Source organism: Streptomyces sp. 5K101, from assembly GCF_046506645.1.
Lineage (GTDB): Bacteria > Actinomycetota > Actinomycetes > Streptomycetales > Streptomycetaceae > Streptomyces.
This window is the reverse complement of sequence record NZ_JBKFFO010000012.1, coordinates 115,904-133,452: the sequence shown is the minus strand read 5'-3', so window position 1 is coordinate 133,452 and position 17,549 is coordinate 115,904. Positions and strand designations below refer to the sequence as shown.

12 protein-coding genes and 1 tRNA gene are annotated in these 17,549 nt (G+C 69.8%); 9 read left to right on the top strand and 4 right to left on the bottom strand.

From position 1 onward, the window contains the following. Window positions 1-99: 99 nt before the first annotated feature. Together ACLB9X_RS23265 and ACLB9X_RS23260 are read left to right on the top strand one after the other, a co-directional pair. A complete protein-coding gene (locus ACLB9X_RS23265) occupies window positions 100-3,555 on the top strand; it encodes a ThuA domain-containing protein (RefSeq protein WP_410362316.1) in 3,456 nt (1,151 codons plus the stop codon). Between the two features lie 15 nt (window positions 3,556-3,570). Beyond that, window positions 3,571-4,458, top strand: coding sequence for a sugar phosphate isomerase/epimerase family protein (locus tag ACLB9X_RS23260; protein ID WP_410362315.1), 888 nt, complete (start codon window positions 3,571-3,573; stop codon window positions 4,456-4,458). Between the two features lie 101 nt (window positions 4,459-4,559). Here ACLB9X_RS23260 and ACLB9X_RS23255 read toward each other — a convergent pair whose 3' ends face one another. The 3 genes from ACLB9X_RS23255 to ACLB9X_RS23245 are packed head-to-tail and all read right to left on the bottom strand — an operon-like array spanning window position 4,560 to window position 7,306. Further along, entirely contained in the window at window positions 4,560-5,387 is an 828-nt protein-coding gene (locus ACLB9X_RS23255; RefSeq protein WP_410362314.1) for an ABC transporter ATP-binding protein, read from the bottom strand. A gap of 2 nt (window positions 5,388-5,389) precedes the next feature. Beyond that, window positions 5,390-6,412, bottom strand: coding sequence for an ABC transporter substrate-binding protein (locus ACLB9X_RS23250; RefSeq protein WP_410362313.1), 1,023 nt, complete (start codon window positions 6,410-6,412; stop codon window positions 5,390-5,392). 24 nt (window positions 6,413-6,436) lie between these two features. Further along, window positions 6,437-7,306 carry an ABC transporter permease gene (locus ACLB9X_RS23245; RefSeq protein ID WP_410362312.1) on the bottom strand — a complete coding sequence of 290 codons (870 nt, stop codon included), beginning with the start codon at window positions 7,304-7,306 and terminating at the stop codon, window positions 6,437-6,439. 298 nt (window positions 7,307-7,604) lie between these two features. Between ACLB9X_RS23245 and ACLB9X_RS23240 the strand changes: the two genes are divergently transcribed. From ACLB9X_RS23240 to ACLB9X_RS23225, 4 genes are all read left to right on the top strand, one after another. Then, window positions 7,605-7,678: transfer RNA gene (locus tag ACLB9X_RS23240), tRNA-Pro, on the top strand. A gap of 553 nt (window positions 7,679-8,231) precedes the next feature. Next, window positions 8,232-8,990: a PQQ-binding-like beta-propeller repeat protein gene (locus ACLB9X_RS23235; RefSeq protein ID WP_410362311.1), complete on the top strand. Its 759-nt coding sequence runs from the start codon at window positions 8,232-8,234 to the stop codon at window positions 8,988-8,990. Between the two features lie 55 nt (window positions 8,991-9,045). Further along, window positions 9,046-11,481, top strand: coding sequence for a WD40/YVTN/BNR-like repeat-containing protein (locus ACLB9X_RS23230; protein WP_410362310.1), 2,436 nt, complete (start codon window positions 9,046-9,048; stop codon window positions 11,479-11,481). Between the two features lie 11 nt (window positions 11,482-11,492). After that, complete coding sequence (locus ACLB9X_RS23225) at window positions 11,493-12,209, top strand: TSUP family transporter (RefSeq protein WP_410362309.1); 717 nt, start codon at window positions 11,493-11,495, stop codon at window positions 12,207-12,209. Window positions 12,210-12,218: 9 nt separating this feature from the next. On the opposite strand, the gene ACLB9X_RS23220 is transcribed toward ACLB9X_RS23225, so the two are convergent. Then, window positions 12,219-13,448 (bottom strand): MFS transporter, encoded by a 1,230-nt coding sequence (locus ACLB9X_RS23220; protein WP_410362308.1) that lies wholly within the window; start codon window positions 13,446-13,448, stop codon window positions 12,219-12,221. Between the two features lie 781 nt (window positions 13,449-14,229). Here ACLB9X_RS23220 and ACLB9X_RS23215 point away from each other — a divergent pair. The 3 genes from ACLB9X_RS23215 (at window position 14,230) to ACLB9X_RS23205 (ending at window position 17,526) form a co-directional block, all read left to right on the top strand. After that, window positions 14,230-15,141, top strand: coding sequence for an LPXTG cell wall anchor domain-containing protein (locus ACLB9X_RS23215; protein WP_410362307.1), 912 nt, complete (start codon window positions 14,230-14,232; stop codon window positions 15,139-15,141). 151 nt (window positions 15,142-15,292) lie between these two features. Beyond that, window positions 15,293-16,414 (top strand): glycosyltransferase family 4 protein, encoded by a 1,122-nt coding sequence (locus tag ACLB9X_RS23210; RefSeq protein WP_410362306.1) that lies wholly within the window; start codon window positions 15,293-15,295, stop codon window positions 16,412-16,414. Window positions 16,415-16,545: 131 nt separating this feature from the next. Beyond that, the gene (locus tag ACLB9X_RS23205; protein ID WP_410362305.1) at window positions 16,546-17,526 is read left to right on the top strand and encodes an NAD-dependent epimerase/dehydratase family protein; all 981 of its coding nucleotides are present in this window, start codon (window positions 16,546-16,548) and stop codon (window positions 17,524-17,526) included. Window positions 17,527-17,549: the final 23 nt, after the last annotated feature.

Here is a 17,549-nt window from a genome sequence, read left to right as displayed (position 1 = left end):
CGACCCATTGACCCCCTGTCAGGCCGGAACCTACGCTGTGCCGCGTATTCAGAAAGCGCTTTCTACCCCGCACGGACACCACCTGCACCCGGGAGCGCCATGAGTAGTCATCGACCAGGGGTACGCCGCAGAACGCCCTTCCCCGCCCTCACAGCCCTGCTGACGCTGCTCGTCGGACTCGGGGTGACCCTGTCACCTCCCGCCGAGGCGGCGCCCTATCGCGTACTGGTCTTCTCCAAGGTCACCAACTTCCACCACGACTCCATCCCCGCCGGCATCGAGGCCATCAAGAAGCTCGGCAGCGAGAACGGCTTCGAGGTCGAGGCCACCGACGACGCCGCGGCCTTCACCGACGCCAACCTCGCCCGCTTCCAGGCGATCGTCTTCAACAACACCAACTCCACCCCGCAGAGCGGCGATCTGCTCGACGCGCCCCAGCGCGCGGCGCTGCAGAAGTACATCCGGGGCGGCGGCGGCTGGGTGGGCCTGCACGCCGCATCAGCCAGCGAACGCGACTGGGCCTGGTACGAGGGTCTCGTCGGCGCAATCTTCGACAAGCACCCGGCCGTCCAGACCGGCCGCATCAAGGTGCTCGACCGCACGCACCCCTCCACCGAGGGCCTTCCCGAACTCTGGGAGCGCACCGAGGAGTGGTACAACTGGCGCACCAACCCGACCGGCAAGGTGCACACCCTCGCGCAGATCAAGGTGCGCGACGGCATCACCGGTCTCGACGAGGGCGTCGACCACCCCTGGTCCTGGTGCCAGAACTACGACGGCGGACGCTCCTGGTTCACGGCCGGCGGACACGCCGAGTCGGCCTTCCAGGAGGAGGGTTTCCTGAAGCACCTGCTGGGCGGCATCCAGTGGGCGGCGGGGAACAGGCCCGGCGACTGCACGGCGACGAAGACGGGCTCCTTCCAGCGCACCCCGCTCGTCACGAGCGACCTCGCCGACCCGTTCGAGCTGGCCGTCGCGCCCGACCGCCGGGTGTTCTTCATCCAGCGGACCGGCAAGGTCAAGGTGATCGACCAGGAGACGTTGAAGGTCACGACCGCACTCGACTTCGCGTACACGCCGGAGATGACGAGCCAGTCCGACGGCCTGCTCGGCCTCGCGCTCGACCCGGACTTCGCCGAGAACCACTGGCTGTACCTGCTGCACTCCGACAAGACGGAGAAGCAGCTGAACCTCTCCCGTTTCACGGTCGGCGGCAACACCGTCGACCCGGCGTCCGAGAAGCGGCTGCTGACGATCCCGACCCTGCGCGGCGAGGGACGGGCCAACTCGCACATGGCCGGTTCGCTGGCGTTCGACAAGGACGGTGACCTGTACGTCGCGACGGGCGACAACACCGACCCGTTCGCCTCCGACGGCTTCACCCCCATCGACGAGCGCGAGGGCCGCCGGGCCTGGGACGCACAGGGCACCTCCGGCAACTCCAACGACCTGCGCGGCAAGATCCTGCGGATCACACCGAAGGACGACGGGACGTACGCGGTGCCCGAGGGCAACCTCTTCGCGCCCGGCACGGCGAAGACCCGCTCCGAGATCTACGCGATGGGCATGCGCAACCCGTTCCGGATCACCACGGACCCCGTGAGCGGGGCGCTGATGGTGGCCGACTACGGTCCCGACGCGCGAGCGGCCAAGGCGGACCGGGGCCCCGAGGGCACGGTCGAGTACACCCGTATCACCCAGGCGGGCAACTTCGGCTGGCCGTACTGCGTCGGCAACAACACCCCCTTCAACGACTACGACTTCGCCTCCAGGACCTCCGGCCCGACGTTCGACTGCGCGCAGCTCGTCAACGACTCGCCCAACAACACGGGCCTGACCGAACTGCCCCCGGCGAAGCCCGCGACCGTCTGGTACGCCTACTCCGCATCGGCCGAGTTCCCCGAGGTCGGCACCGGTGGCGGCGGTCCGATGAGCGGGCCCGTCTACGACTACGACCCGGCGAACACCTACCAGGGCAAATTCCCCGCCTACTTCGAGGGGAAGTGGTTCACGTACGAGCTCACCCGCCGGTGGTTCAAGTCCTTCTCGTTCCAGCAGCACGACCAGACGTTCACCGACCCGCGGTTCGCGCCCGCCAAGGCGGGTGATCTCCACTCCATCAACCCGGTGTTCGCGGACATGAGCTGGAACCAGCCGTTCGACGCCGACTTCGGCCCCGACGGCGCGATGTACGTGATCGACTTCGGTCTCGGCAGCGGCACCGGACGGGGCGGCAGCAACGAGGGCTCGGGGATCTACCGCATCGACTACGTCGGTGACGAGCGACTACCGGCCGCGAAGGTCACCGCGACTCCCGACAGCGGCAGCGCGCCGCTGACGGTCACGTTCTCCAGCGAGGGCTCGGGCCTGCCGGACGGCAAACCCGTCACGTACGCCTGGGACTTCGACGGGAACGAAACGACCGACTCGACCGAGGCGAACCCGACGCACGTCTACCGGGACAAGGGACGGTTCTCCGCGCGGCTCACGGTCACCGGACCGGGCGGTCTGACCGGTCTCGCCGTCCATGACATCACCGTCGGCAACACACGGCCGGTGGTCACCATCCAACAGCCGCCGAAGGGCGGGATGTTCGCCTTCGGCGACACCATCCCCTTCACCGTGCGGGTCAAGGACAAGGAGGACGGCCGGATCGACTGCTCGCGTGTCGTCGTCCAGTCCCAGCTCGGACACGACTCCCACCTGCACCCGTTGGACAACTACACCGGCTGCGCGGGTGAGATCGCGACCGACGCCGGCGACAGCCACGGTCCCGGGCAGCACCTCTACTACGGCATCACCGCGCAGTACGAGGACAAGGGCGCGCCGTCGGCCCCCGCGCTCACCGGTTCCGCCTCGCTGACCCTGCGTACCACGTTCCGCGAGGCCGAGCACATGACCTCGACGGGCGGCGCGCAGCAGGGCGTGGTGGTGGGCTCGCGTGCGGACGCGTCCGGGGGCAAGCGGCTCACGGAGATCGAGCACGGCGACTGGATCCGTTTCGACCCGGTCCACCTCAAGGGCATCGACTCGGTGGCGGTCGGCGCGGCGTCGGGCGGCATCGGGGGAACGGTCGAGTTCCGGGCCGGGTCGCCCACCGGTCCGCTGCTCGGCGCGGTCGACGTACCGCCCACCGGCGGCTGGGGCAACGTCGTCTCGCCGACGACCGCGCTGGCCGACCCGGGCTCCACGGTCGCGCTGTACGCCGTCTTCACCAACCCGGCCTGGTCGGCGGCCGGACCCGATCTGTTCGCGGTGGACTGGCTGCACTTCAACGGCCCCGGTGTGGAGAAGCGCCAGGGTGCCAAGGTCACCGTGACGGCCGAGCCCGGCTCCGGGCGGACCGTGGCCCTCGCGGGCAGGGTCGGGCTGCCGGAGGGCCGGACCGCCGCCGCGTACCACTGGGACTTCGGCGACAACACCCGGCCCGCGGGCGAGGAAGGCGCCACCGCGGCCCACACCTATGCCCGCGCGGGCACCTACACCGCGCGCCTGACGGTCACCGACGACAAGGGCGACACGACGACCGGCCACGTACGCGTCACGGTCGGCTGAGGAGGGAGCATCACCATGAACGACAGCAGACGCGCGTTTCTCGGCAGGGCACTTGGGGCGGCGGCGGCCGCGGTCGCCGCATCCGGCCCGCTCGCCCACGCGGCCCAGTCACCGGAAACGGCGGCAGACACGGCCCGCCGCTGCCGCCGCATCCCGCCGTCCGGCATCGGCATGCACCTGTACACGATGCGCACGCCACTGGCCGCCGACTTCAAGGGGACACTGGCCCGCCTCGCGGAGATCGGCTACATGACCGTGGGGGTGAGCGGCCGGCACGGCAACAGCGCCGCCGCCATCCGGTCGATGCTGGACGCGACGAGGCTCAGGGCGGTGCTGGAGCACGTCGGCTACGACACCGTCCGGGGCAGCGGCCTGCCCAGGGCGCTGGAGGACATCCACACACTGGGCGCCCGCTGGATCGTCGTGCCGAGCCTGCCCGGGGCCATGCACACACCGGCCGGATTCCGGGAGGCGGCCCGCGAGTTCAACAAGGCGGGCCTGGCTGCCCGCGAAGCAGGCCTCGGCCCGCTGCTCTTCCACAACCACGGCCTCGACCACCAGACGGTCGAGGGCGAGGTCCTGTACGACATCCTGCTGAACGAGACCGACCCGGAGCTGGTCGGGTTCGAACTGGACGTCTACTGGGCGGCGAAGGGCGGCGGCAGCGATCCGCAGGACCTGTTCATCCGGCACCCGCGGCGCTTCCCTGCGCTGCACGTGAAGGACATGGCGCCGAACGGCGGCTTCGCGGACGTCGGTTCCGGGGTCCTGGACTTCGCCGCGATGTTCGACACCGCCCGCAGCGGCGGCGTGAAGCAGTGGCTGGTGGAGCACGACTCGCCGGCCGACCCGTTCGCCACCGCGCGCAACAGCTACACGTACCTGGCGAATCTGCGCTACTGACCCGGCTCTGCGCTACTGGCCCGGCGAACGAAGGAGCCCTGTCCCACTCGGTGAGTGGTACAGGGCTCCTGCCGTGGTGCGGGCCCCCGGCGCCCGGCTCGTCAGTCCTGGGCCGACGCGGCGCCGAGCAGCCCGCGGATACGGGTGGTGGCCTCCCGGAACTCGGGCCGCCCCATCGTCTCGGTGTAGTCGCGTTCCGCCGGCAGGCCGACATCGATGATCTCCGTGACCGTGCCCGGCCGGGGGCTCATCACCACGACCCGGTCGGCGAGGTAGCACGCCTCCGATATGGAATGGGTGACCAGCAGCACGGTGGTGCCGGTCTCCCGCCAGATGCGGTGGAGCTCCGTGTTCATCTGCTCGCGCGTCAGGGCGTCGAGCGCGCCGAACGGTTCGTCCATCAGCAGCACCGGCGGCTCGTGGAGCAGCGCCCGGCACAGGGCGACACGCTGCTGCATGCCGCCGGACAGCTCGTGCGGCAGGGCGTCCTCGAAGCCGCTCAGGCCGGTCATGGCGATCAGCTCGTCGGCCCTCCTGCGCCCCGCCTGCGCGGGCATCCTGCGCATCTCGGCCTGGAGCAGGATGTTGCGGCGGGCCGAGCGCCATTCCAGGAGCGCGGCGCGCTGGAAGACGTAACCGATGTCGTGGCGCGGGCCGCGCACGCGCTCGCCGCCCAGCAGCACCTCGCCCGACGAGGGGGCGAGGAGCCCGGCGACGAGCTTCAGGAGCGTGGACTTGCCGCATCCCGAGGGGCCGACGATGGCGACGAACCGGCCCATCGGCACCTCGAGATCGATGTCCTTCAGCGCGGTGACGTCCCGGTTCCTGGTACGGAAGCGGACGGCCACGTCCCTGAGCGAGACGGCCGCGCCGCCCTGTCCGTCCTTGTCCGTCACGGCCGGTGCCCGGAGGGTGATGTCCCTGGCCATGGTCATCCCTTCATCGCCCTGGCGCTGTCCCAGTACTCCGCGACGGGCTGGGGACTGCTCACCAGTCCGGCCTCGGCGAAGACGTCGATGGTCTGCTGCCAGTCGGCCTCGGTGTTGACGCCGGGGGCCTTGCCGCGGGTCGCGTCGGTGTGGAGGAGGGTGAGCGTCGTCGCGAGCTGCTCGGACAGCACGGTCGTGGGCGGCAGTTGCTCACTCGCGCCCGCCATCGACGCGACGGCCGGCTCCGGTGCCCTCTCGGCGGCGGTGAACGACTCGCTGACGGCTTTCGCCATGCGCTGCGCGAGGTCCCCCCGGGTCTGGAGGATCCTGTTGCCGGCGATCAGGCCGTTGGAGTAGAAGTTCAGTCCGTTCTCGGAGAAACGCAGGTACGCCACGGGCTTCTTGGCCTTGTCCTGCATGGTGGGGCCCTGGTCGCTCGCGTAGCCGAGCAGTCCGTCGGTCTTGCCGGAGATGACCGCGGCGATCTTCCCCGCCGGGTCGGTGTTCTGCACCTTGACGTCCGACTCCTCGAGGTTGTTCTTCTTCAGGAAGATCGGGAACGTCTTGGAGAGCGCGTCGCCCGCCGTCCCCGCGATGGTCCTGCCCTTGAGGTCGGCCGGGGATTTGATGCCCTGCGAGGCGAAGAACTGCACCGAGGAGGGCGTGGTCTGCAGGAACACGCCGAGGCTCTTGACCTTCACACCGGCGTCGACTCCGGAGAGCACGGCGGGCGTGTCGGCCCAGCCGAAGTCGGTCTGCCCGGCACCGGTCGCCTGCACGGTCTTCTGGGAGCCCTGCCCGGCCCGGATGTCGAGGTCGATGCCGTGCTTCTCGAAGATCTTCTGCTGCTTGCCGTAGTAGAACGGCGCATGTTCGCCGTACGGGTACCAGTTGAGGGTCAGCGTCACCTTGTCCAGCTCCTTGCCCGACGAGCTGGTCGATGTGCCGGAGCCGTCCTCGCCGCAGGCCGTGGCGACCAGGAGCAGCGGTACGAGGCCGGTCAGAAGTGGTCTGCGCGCAGTCATGGCTGGTCCTTGTCGTCAGCTGGGTCAGAACGTGGTGGTGGCGCCGGTCTCGCGGCGGCTGGCGTGCCACGGCAGGAGGAGCTTCTCGGCGATCTCGACGAGGACGAAGAGGACGACGCCGATGAGGGACATGACGAGCAGTCCGGTGAAGAGCATCGGGGTGTCGAGGTTGCCGTTGGCCTGGAGGATCACGTAGCCGAGCCCCTCGTTGGCGCCGACGAACTCACCGACGACGGCACCGGTCACGGCGAGCGTGACGGCGACCTTGAGTCCGGAGAAGAGGTGGGGGAGCGAGGCGGGCAGACGGATCTTCACAAAGGTCTGCCAGGGGCTCGCGCCCATGGTGGAGGAGAGCTGCAGCATCTCGGGGTCGACCGCCTTGAGTCCGGTGACCATGGAGATGACGACGGGGAAGAAGGCGATCAGTACGGCGATGAGGATCTTGGGCGCGATGCCGAAGCCGAGCCAGACGACGAACAGCGGCGCGATGGCGATCTTGGGCACGACCTGGGCGAACAGCAGGATGGGGTAGAGGGTCTTTCCGACGGTGGCCGAGTAGACCATGACGACGGCGGCGAACACACCGACAGCGACGGCGATGACGAAGCCGAGCAGGGTCTCGTACGTGGTCACCCAGCTGTGCTGCCAGATGTAGTCGGCCTTCGAGGTGAGCACGTCGAGCGTGGCGCCCGGCGAGGGCACGAGATAGGGCTCGACCAGTTCGGCGGCGGCGACGGCCCACCAGGCGGCGAAGCAGGCCAGGAGCAGGGCGAGCGGCCGCCAGCTCTGCTCGATCAGCCGGCCGGCCCGCTCGCCGGCCGTCGGCGCGCTCCGCCGGTCCACGCCGGCCACCCCGGTGGGCGGTGCCTTGATGGCGGTCTGACTCACGGTCAACTCCTCCGAGCTCCGGCCGAGTGCCGAGAAAAAGCGTGCAGAAAGCGCTTTCTGGCAAGGTGCCGCCACGCTAATGAGCGCAGGTGCGCACGGTCAATAGGTCGTCCCGAAAGTTGTCCCCGCGGCACCTGGCGATGGGCACGGCCCACCCCGGCCCTGGGCCAACCTGCGCTGTGGCTGAGGGGGCGGCACGTCGCAGGGGCTCGGGCGGCGCAACGCGGGTTCGTGACCACCGGGTCGGGTGCGGTATGGTTCTCATGCGCGTTCGGCCGGGGAAAACCCCAGGTCAGACGGGCATCGGGACGTGGCGCAGCTTGGTAGCGCACTTGACTGGGGGTCAAGGGGTCGCAGGTTCAAATCCTGTCGTCCCGACTGTGCGGAAACGCAGGTCGGAGGCCGTTCTCTCATCCATGAGAGGGCGGCCTTCCGCGTTCGGGGGTGTGGGGGATGCGGTCGACGGTGTCGACGGCTTGGCCAACCGCGGATCGCCGAGTTCACCCGCCCCGCGGCTGAGCGCAGTCGGCTGCTCGGCACACGACCACCCATGTGTTGAGTAGAGCCGGCTGCAACGCGCCCAGGCCCTGACGGCCGCCCAGCGCGAGGCGGAGGCGGCAGCGTGGCTGTCCCGGATCCTCGACGACGCTGGAGCCGTCCCCGAATCCACGCGCCGTCACCTCGCCCTCGCCGGCGCCCTGCTCGCCGGACCGCGCCGCTGACCCCAGTGCGGGATGGTGTATGCGTCAACTGACGGGAGGCCGAGCGGGATGGGGGCAGATCCATTTGCCGCCCTCCCCGGCCGGGGGGACGATGAAAGTGCGCTGCGGCCAGGCCGGGCCCCGCACCTCGCGCCGGGCGGCCCGCACGCCTCACGGCTCCGGTCCGTGATCCCGCATCCGCGTTCCTGCGACGCCCACCTGGGGGCCGTATGGCGAGAGTTCCGCGTGGCGTGGCCGACGCGCGCGGCCGGCAGGCCGTCGTACACGATCACGAAGGTGCGCTGATGGCACTGGACCTGGAGAACGGCGCACTGCTGTGGCGCCACGGGCCCAGCCTGCGACCGTGCGCGCTGCTCGCCGGTTCGGTCGTGGCCCTGCGGATCAGCCCGTCGCCGACGCTCATGGTCGTGGTGCTCGACGCCGCGACCGGCGAGGACCGCTGGACTTCGGAGCCGGTCGACCTGCCGCCGTGGGCGCGTTGCACCCTCGACGACACCCGCGACTTCACCCTGCGGACCGAGGCGGCCGACGACGCCGTGGTGCTCCGCTGGGTCGTCCGGACCTGGTACCGCGGGGGTGCCGCACCGAGCGCAGAGGTCCTGGAGGAGTCCCGGCGCTCGGCGCACGGAGCCCTGAGGGTCGCTCTGGCGGGCTCCCCTTCGCTGGAAGTGCTCCCCGAGGCGGAAGCCGAGGCAGAGGTATGGGCAGGAGCCGGGGTGGAGGCAGAGGCGCTCCCGGATACAGGCGACGCCGATGTACCACCCCCCGTACCACCGGCGGCTTCGTCCGACCGGCAGTCGGCCGTACTGGACCAGAGCCTGGTCGGCGGCAAACGCATGGAACTCCTCCTTCGCCCCGACTCCGGCGCCGTCGTCCTGAGGGCCGCGGATACCCGCACCGGCACGCACGCGTGGGAGGTGGAACTGGACCGCGCGAGCCCGAGGCGGGCGCCCAGGCTCCGGCCCTAGCTGCATCCTCACCCCCCACCCACCCGCACCATCCCATCCCGATCGGGGTGTCATCATGGCCGTCTCAGACGAAGAAGTCGCCCAGTCGAAGAACATCAGCGTCGCGCAGGTGCACTTGCTGTGCCGCTCCCGCGGTACGACGAACGAGACGCTCGCGGCCCTTCCCGAGGCCGCGGTACGGCGGGCCCTGCTGCGCCTCGAGTTCCCCGACCTGCCCACCGCCCGCGGGCTCTTCCGCCTCAAACAGGAGCGCAGTGACGACGGAAACGTCCGGCCGCACGGTCTGGGCGCGGCCTATGCGCAGGCGGAGAGCCTGCTGGGTCGCGAGGCGCCGCCCATGACCGCCGGTGTGCCGACCGGTCTGAACAGCCGGCCGCGCCGGGCCGGACCGGCCCCGACGGCCGGCATGCAGCTGGCCAACTGGGTGTGGCTCGGCCCCGGGAACATCGGCGGACGGACCCGCGGCATCGTGATCAACCCGGCGGATCCGGACAGCATGTGGGCCGTGAGCGCCGGCGGCGGGGTGTGGCACACCGGGGATGGCGGTGCCCAATGGGCACCGGTCGACGACTTCCTGGAGAACCTCTCCTGCGGCTGCATCGCCATGGATCCGTCCGACGCGTCCACGATGTACGTGGGGACCGGCGAGGCCTTCCACAACCTCGACGCCATCCGGGGCAACGGCATCTTCCGCACCACCGACGCGCGCGCCTGGACGCCGATCGCGGCCACCCAGACCCCGGACTTCCAGTTCGTGAGCCGGATCGCCGTGTCGCAGGACGGGGCGGTCGTCCTCGCGGCCACCTCCACCGGCCTCTTCCGCAGCGCCGATTCTGCGCGGGCCACCTGGACCAGGGTGCTCGGCCACCCGCTCGGCGACGTCCGATTCGATCCGCAGGACAGCGACAAGGCGGTCGCCGGGGCGCTGCGCGACGGCGCGGCCTGGTTCAGCCGAGACCGGGGTCTCACCTGGGACCTCGCGACTGGCGGCCCGTGGACCGGCCGGGTCGAGCTCGCGTACGCGGCGAAGGACCCGGACATCGTCTACGCGTCGGTCCAGATGACCACCGGCCAGATCTGGCGGTCGCAGGACGGCGGAGCGTCCTACCAGAAGAGGAAGACGCTGACCCCGGACGGCCGGCCGTCGGACTACCTCGGCGGTCAGGGCTGGTACGACAACGCCATCTGGGCCGGGGACCCGACAGACGCGGACCTGGTGGTCGTCGGCGGCGTGAACCTGTACCGCAGCACCGACGGCGGCGACCATCTGTCCGAGATCAGCACGTGGTGGGAGCCCACCTCGGTCCACGCCGACCAGCACGCGATCGTTGCGCACCCCTCGTACGACGGGGTCACCAACCGCACGGTGTTCTTCGGCAACGACGGCGGTGTGTTCAGGGCGGACGACCTGGCGGTCGTCGGATCCGAGCCGAAGCCTCCGTTCGTGAACGGCTGGACCGAGCTGGTGAACGACTACGGCGTGACGCAGTTCTACGCCGGGGCGGGCCACACCGGCAGCGGGAAGATCATCGGCGGCGCGCAGGACAACGGCTCGCTCGTCTTCGACCCCGCCCTCGGCACCCAGGACTGGCGGGAGTTCTTCGGCGGTGACGGCGGCTGGTGCGCCTCCGACCCCACCGACCCCGACGTGTTCTACGGCGAATACGTCTTCCTCAACATCCACCGCAACACCGACGGCGCCACCACCGACGACACGCAGGGCGACCGCTACATCAGCGGCCAGTTCTTCAACTTCGGGACGGGGGAGTGGTCCTGGAAGCAGGTGCCCTTCCGTATCCCGGACGCGAAGAACGAGAACGCACTCTTCATCGCACCGTTCGTGCTCGATCCGAACGAGGAGAACCGGATCCTGGCAGGCGGCGTGTCGTTGTGGCGGACCGACAACGCCAAGCAGCCCAACACGCTCGTCGCCGGACCGGCCTGGCGGGCGATCAAGCCCGGCGCCGGAGCGATGATCAGCGCGATCGCGGTGGCGCGCGGTGACTCGGACGTGGTGTGGGTGGGCCACGAGGACGGCATGGTCTTCCGCACCGCCAACGGCACCGCGGCGACGCCGACCTGGGCGCGCGTCGGTGCGACGGGGCCGAGTCCGCTGACGCCACGGCGCTACTGCACCGGCATCACCGTGCATCCGACGGACCCGGACACCGCCTACGTCACCTTCGGCGGATACGAGCGCGGCAACCTGTGGGTGACCACAGACGCCGGAGCGGCCTGGACCGACCTCGCCACCGCTCTGCCGCCCGCTCCGATCCGGGCCCTGGCGGTGCATCCGCGGCGAACGGACTTGCTCTACTGCGGCACCGAGGTGGGGCTGTTCGCCAGCGAGGACGCCGGAGCGAGCTGGTCGCCGACGAACGAGGGCCCGACCAACTGCTCGGTCGACGACCTGTTCTGGATGGACGAGGTGCTCGTCTGCGTGACACACGGTCGCGGGATGTTCCGGATCGACCTGTCGACGATCCCGTAGGGCGAGCAGCGATGGAGCCGCTTCTGATTCCGGTCGTGTTCCTTGCGGTGGCGGCCGCGTTCCTCCTGTCCGCCTCGGCCGGGTTCGGAGGCAGCCTGATCCTCGTCCCCACGCTGGCGCTGGTTCTCGGCACCAAGCCCGGGGTGGCGCTGGCAGCCCTCCTCCTCGCCGCCAACAACCTCGTGAAGGTCTTCGCCTACCAGGCGACGCTTCCCTTCCGCAAGGCCGCGGTCGTGATCGTGCTGGTCGCCGCGGGGGCCTTCCTGGGGGCCGAGTTGCTCGTCTCCGCTCCGGAACGGGCCGTGACGCTCGCGGTCATCGCGAGCTTCGCCGCTGCGTTCCTTATGGAGACGTTCGACCTGACCCGCTGGCGGCGGGCCGGCTCCCCGCTGCTGGCCTTCGCCTCGGGTGCGACGTCCGGATTCAGCGGTACGTCCGGTCCCCTCAAGGGGCTCGCGGTCCGCGGACTGGATCTCGACCGTCTCCACCTCGTCGGCGCGCTCTCCCTGGTCTCGCTCGTCGGGGATGTCACGAAGACCGCCGTCTGGACGGATGCCGCGCTGCTGACGGGCGGGGACTACCTCGTCGCCCTGGTGTGCGTGCCGCTGATGTTCATCGCGACCTTCCTCGGCAGGCGCTTCAACACCAGCATCGGTGAGCGGGGTTATACGGGCCTCTTCTGGACCGTCATGGTCGGCTACACCGGGCGCCTGCTGGCCGGCCTGTGACCCCGACCGTCACCGCCCGAGTCCGCGGGAGGTGACGGTCAGTCCGGCCAGCGCGACGAACATCCACGCGGTGAGGTACGCGAAGGCCGCGGCGGCGGAGAAGGCGGTCCAGAGGATGCCGGCGAGGGCCGAGGCGGCGAGGTTGCCGAAGGACTGGACGGCGGCGAGCATGCCGAAGGCGGAGCCGCGCATGTCCTCGGGGGCGAGGACCGCGACGGCCGAGTGCTCGGCCGTTTCGACCGCGCCGATGCCGATCCCGCCCAGGAGGAACGGGACGGCCAGGAACGCGACGGCGGTGGTGTCGACGACGAACAGTCCATAGGACAGGGCGAGGCAGGCGACGCCGCCGGCGACGACGACCACCGGCCCGCGGCGGCCGAGCCTGTCGACGAGCCGGCCCGCCGGGACGGAGACGAGCGTGGCGGCGAGGTTGTACGCGGTGTAGAGGCCGAGCGCGATCGTCGTCGCGGTCCTCGCGCCGTGCTCCATTGCGAGCAGGTCGGATGCCCGCAGGATCAGCAGCGTCGCCGCGACGTTGCCGACCTCGAAGGCCGCCACTGCGGCCATGAGCCTGCCGAGGTGGCCCCGCAGGACCGGCCTGATCCGGATCCTGACGGGCACCTTGACCCGGCCGGTAGGACGGGGCGTCCGGTGGATCGCATAGACGATCGCGGCCGCGGCCAGGAGGCCGGGGACCACGGAGAGGCCGATGGCCCAGTCGACTCCGAGCCAGGCGGCCAGACCGAGCGCGAGCAACGGGCCGAAGATCGCGCCCAGGTTGTCCATCATCCGCTCGAATCCGTACGCGCGTCCGTACGCCGCTGGTGGGACGAGGTCGGCGAGGAGGGCGTTGCGGGCGGGGACGCGCAGGCCGCGAGCGGTCCAGGCCGCGGCTCGCAGCACGCCGACCTGCCAGACCGCGGTGGCCCCGGCGGTCGCGGCGCCGAGCACGGCGGTGGCGGTGTAGCCGCCGACGGCGACCTTGCGACGCCGGGACGGATCGTCCGCCAGGGCCCCGCCGCCGAACCGAGCCGCGCCGGCCAGGGCGTCGGAGACCCCTTCGATCACGCCCAGCGCCGCGGCCGGCGCGCCGAGGGAGGTCAGCAGGGACGGCAGCAGGGCGGTGGGCATCTCGTGGCCGACATCGGCGAGGAGACTGGCGGAGCCGATGCCCTTGACGCCCGGCGTGAGCCAGCGGTCTCCGTCACGGCCGGCTGCGGGCGGGACGATCTCGTTCATTCCCGACAGTCTGCCCGGTCCGCCCGAAGCGCCGGACGAGGTGCCTCCCGGACGTGCTTGGCGCGCGGAGCGTCAGGTCGTCGCAGGCCGAAGGGTCGTTCCGGAGGAATCCTGAACGGCCCTTCGAATCGTGGGGTCAGCCCACGACATCGCGGTCCCCGAGCCGAGGGGACGCGGGGCACGAGGCGACAAGGGCGCTGCGGGGATCGCGGCCGCCCTTGCGTCAGCTTCTCGCCCTCGACGTCGATGCGCGGCAGCAGGCGGTCGTGGGCGTGTCATCACTCGAAATCCCAGCAAAAGTGGCCGACTCAGGGGCGAGCCGGCGGGCACCTAAATGACATGCGAGGGTGGCCCGCTCTCGCGGCGAGGGTGCGACAGACCAAAGCAGGTCCGCGCCGTGATCGCCAGTCGTCAGGGCCACACGAGCGCACCTCTTACACCGTCCTGAGGAGCCTTGTGGTGTGGCTGTTTGGACGGAGCCGCCCACGTCTATGGATCCCGATGCTTGGACGGCAGGCGTCAATCGTGTGCCATCCAATGCGAGCGCAGAACGGGTCGGTGTCCGGAATACAGAGCCACGGCGGGAAACGGACACGGCAGACAGCTCTGTCCTGCAACGCGGTCCGACCCTCCACATCGGCAAACAAGAAATTCATCCCTCATCAAGGGTCGCCCGAAGGAGCCCGAAACGATGCCCAGACGCCCCGGATGGCGAGTCGCACTGGCCGCCTCCACCGTAAGCCTCATTGCCGCAGCTCCCCTCATCGCCGTGGAGCCGGCAATGGCTCAGCCATATCCGCCCGGCCCAAGCCTTGAGGTCGACGACACCACACTGGCTCCCGGCGATGAGCTCGACTTCGTCGCGACCGGCTTCCAGCCCAACGAAGAGGTCGAATCGAGTCTCGTTCCCGTGGACGGGGGCGCCGCCGGCGCCGCCGGATCGGTGAACACCGCCGCCCTGAGAGGATCAGTCGCATTCCCGGCGCCTCTTGCGGCCGTACGCGCCCCGTCCGACGACGGCGACAAGGGCGACAAGGGCGACAAGGGCGACAAGGGCGACGACGACGACCTGTCGGTCGTGCCGCTCGGTACCCACATCGCGGATGCGAATGGGCAAGTGGCCGATTCGGTCACCATTCCCGAGGACACCAAGCCCGGCAAGTACGACTTCACGCTCGAAGGCCTGGAGTCGGGCCTCGTCCTGACCGCACGGGTGATCATCCTGGACAACGGGGACGACAACGGGGACGACAACGGGGACGACCACGGGGACGACCACGGGGACGACCACGGTGACGACCACGGTGACGACCACGGTGACGACCACGGTGACGACCACGGTGACGACCACGGCGACGACGACCACGGCCGCCCGGGCCACGGCGACGACGACCACGGTCGCGGACACGGTGGCGGCGAGGACGACCACGGTCGTTCCGACCACGGCGACGACGACCACGACGATTCCTACGACGACAACGGCAAGCACGACGATTCCTACGACGACAACGGCAAGCACGATGAATCCGACAGCGGCGACAAGAAGTCCGACCACAACGGCTCCTCGCTCGCCAAGACCGGCTCGTCGGACGAAACGACGGCCATGCTCGCCGCGGCAGGCGGCCTCGTTCTGCTCGGCGGAGGGTCTCTGGTCCTCATGAAGCGTCGGCGTACGGCGGGTCAGCAGCGGTAAGGCGAATTCCTGCCCGCAGCACCACCGGCAGAATCTCGGACAGCACTCAGCTGTCCGAGATTCTGTCTGTTTGATGCGACGAGGCCGTGCCGAGCAGCCGGCCACGTCAGAAATCCGCAGCGGATGTGGCACATGAAGGGAGCGGATTGCCATGCATATTCTGCGGCTGAGTTACCGAGTTCCCCCGATGCCGGGTGGCATGGAACGCCATGTGGAATGCCTGACGCGAGAGCAACTGGGCCGCGGGCACCGTGTGACCTTGGCCTTTCGTCACGGTACGGCCGTGCCCGACGGGGCTGCACGCCTGTCCCTGAGCAGGACCGCTCTGTCACGCCTGCTGGCGCCGAGATCCGACAAGGCCGCCTTCGCGGCGGAGGCATCGGCGACAATCCGGAAGTTGGTCGGCGGCTCACATGCTCAGGGCGTGGACCTGTTGCATCTGCACGGTGACCAGATTGAGGCGTTGTGGCTGGGTCCCCTGTGCCGCCGCCTCGGTATCCCGCTGTGCATGACCGTCCACGCCCGACTGTCCGACCGGCGACGGTGGCTGGCCCGACGCGCGTTCCGGTTCGTGGACGCGTTCATCGCTCTCGGTTCGGGGACCGCGAGTGATCTGGTGGCACGCGGGGTGCCGGAGCGACGCATCCTCACCATGTCCAGCGGTCTCGAGCTGTCCCGCATGCCCCCGGCCGTCGGCCCCGAAGGTCGTGAGCGCGGACTGATCGTCAGTGTCGGCGCGCTGGACCCCATGAAGAACCATGGCCTGCTCATCGAAGCGTTCCATGAACTGGCCCGCAGCCGACCGGGGTTGCGCCTCGTCATCGCGGGCGAGGGTCCGGAGCGGGAACGGCTCACTGAGCTCGCGGCTGCCGGACCGGGGGTGGAACTCGCCGGTGCGCTCTGTCGGGACGACGTCTACGCACTGGTGCGCCGCGCCGAGGTGTTCGTCCTGGCATCGCGCCGTTTGCCGGGGAAGGGCGAGGGCGTACCCACAGCCGCGCTCGAGGCCCTGGCGCTGGGCACCCCCGTCGTCGTGTCGTCGGAGGCCTCACTCGATCCGGTGGTCACGATCCCGGATGCCTATCGAGTTTTCCGCGCCGGGGTGAAGGCGGATCTGGTGGGCACATTGGGCACCCTGCTCGCCGACGACCGTGCGCGGCACGTCATGAGCGAGAGCGGGAGACGTGCCGCGGCGGAGCTGGCCTGGCCCGCGGTGACCGGAAGGGTCGAGGAGTGGTTTCGCATGGCGCTGGAACATCGGGCGCGCACGTAATGCGGGCCGTTTGGCGGTGCCATGGCGTGTCCAACGGCCCCATAACGGGGCATATCGAAATACTGAGGCTATTCAGTCACTCAGGGTGATTTCGATGGGTGCGGCGGGCAACTGCAGAGAGGGAAGGCGCGATGAGTGGAGCACCGGCAATCGAGGGCGCAGTGGTCACCGGAGCCGCTGGATTCATCGGCTCTCACGTGGTCGAGGCTTTGCTGCAGCGTGGCGCGAGGGTCGTCGGCATCGACCGTCGATCGCCCCGAGAAGATGCCGAGGCGGCGCGCAACCTTTCCACGGCGTTGGAGGATCCCGCATTCAAGCTGGTTGAATGCGACCTTGTCAGCGACGAGATCAAACCTTTGGTGGATGGGGCGGAGACGGTCTTCCATCTCGCCGGCGTACCGGGGGTCCGGCCGTCATGGGGAGGCGCTTTCCGCGAGTACCTGGAGTGCAACGTCCTCGCCACCCAGCGCCTGATGGAGACGTGTGTCTCCCTGGGCGTCCGCCGTGTCGTTCTCGCCTCCTCGTCCAGCGTCTACGGCGACGGCACGGGTCCGTTCAGGGAGGACGGTCTCACGGCTCCGCTCTCGCCGTACGGGGTGACCAAGCTCGCCGCCGAGCGCCTCGCTCTCGCCTACGCCCTCGCGCCGGAGAGTCCCACCAGCGTCGTCGCGTTGCGCTATTTCACGGTGTACGGCCCGCGGCAACGGCCGGACATGGCCATCGGCCGCATGCTGCGCGCCGTGCTGACCGGTCGGCCACTGAGCCTGTACGGGGACGGCCGCCAGCGCAGGGACTTCACCTACATCGGGGACATCGTGGCCGGAACCCTCGCTGCCGCGACGGCGACGGCGACGGCGGAAGCGGTCAACGTCGGCGGTGGCAACAGTGTCTCCATGCTTGACGTCCTGCGTTGCGTCGCCGAGGTCACCGGGCAGGAGGTTCCGATCGTCAGTGATGCCGAGCAGCCGGGCGACGTCCAGGTAACCGCTGCTGACATCACCAAGGCGCGCGCGCTTCTCGGATATGACCCCTCCGTTTCGTTGATGGAGGGAATCGAGCGTCAGTGGAATTGGATCTCCACTCACGAGCCGGCGGCCGTAAATGCCCTGTGACTGACGGCCCTTTCGGAAATGAT

Coding starts and splice junctions, on each gene's coding strand:
- ACLB9X_RS23210 (WP_410362306.1), top strand. CDS start 15,293: ATGCATATTCTGCGGCTGAGTTACCGAGTTCCCCCGATGCCGGGTGGC.
- ACLB9X_RS23260 (WP_410362315.1), top strand. CDS start 3,571: ATGAACGACAGCAGACGCGCGTTTCTCGGCAGGGCACTTGGGGCGGCG.
- ACLB9X_RS23255 (WP_410362314.1), bottom strand. CDS start 5,387: ATGGCCAGGGACATCACCCTCCGGGCACCGGCCGTGACGGACAAGGAC.
- ACLB9X_RS23205 (WP_410362305.1), top strand. CDS start 16,546: ATGAGTGGAGCACCGGCAATCGAGGGCGCAGTGGTCACCGGAGCCGCT.
- ACLB9X_RS23225 (WP_410362309.1), top strand. CDS start 11,493: ATGGAGCCGCTTCTGATTCCGGTCGTGTTCCTTGCGGTGGCGGCCGCG.
- ACLB9X_RS23220 (WP_410362308.1), bottom strand. CDS start 13,448: ATGAACGAGATCGTCCCGCCCGCAGCCGGCCGTGACGGAGACCGCTGG.
- ACLB9X_RS23230 (WP_410362310.1), top strand. CDS start 9,046: ATGGCCGTCTCAGACGAAGAAGTCGCCCAGTCGAAGAACATCAGCGTC.
- ACLB9X_RS23235 (WP_410362311.1), top strand. CDS start 8,232: ATGGCGAGAGTTCCGCGTGGCGTGGCCGACGCGCGCGGCCGGCAGGCC.
- ACLB9X_RS23265 (WP_410362316.1), top strand. CDS start 100: ATGAGTAGTCATCGACCAGGGGTACGCCGCAGAACGCCCTTCCCCGCC.
- ACLB9X_RS23215 (WP_410362307.1), top strand. CDS start 14,230: ATGGCTCAGCCATATCCGCCCGGCCCAAGCCTTGAGGTCGACGACACC.
- ACLB9X_RS23250 (WP_410362313.1), bottom strand. CDS start 6,412: ATGACTGCGCGCAGACCACTTCTGACCGGCCTCGTACCGCTGCTCCTG.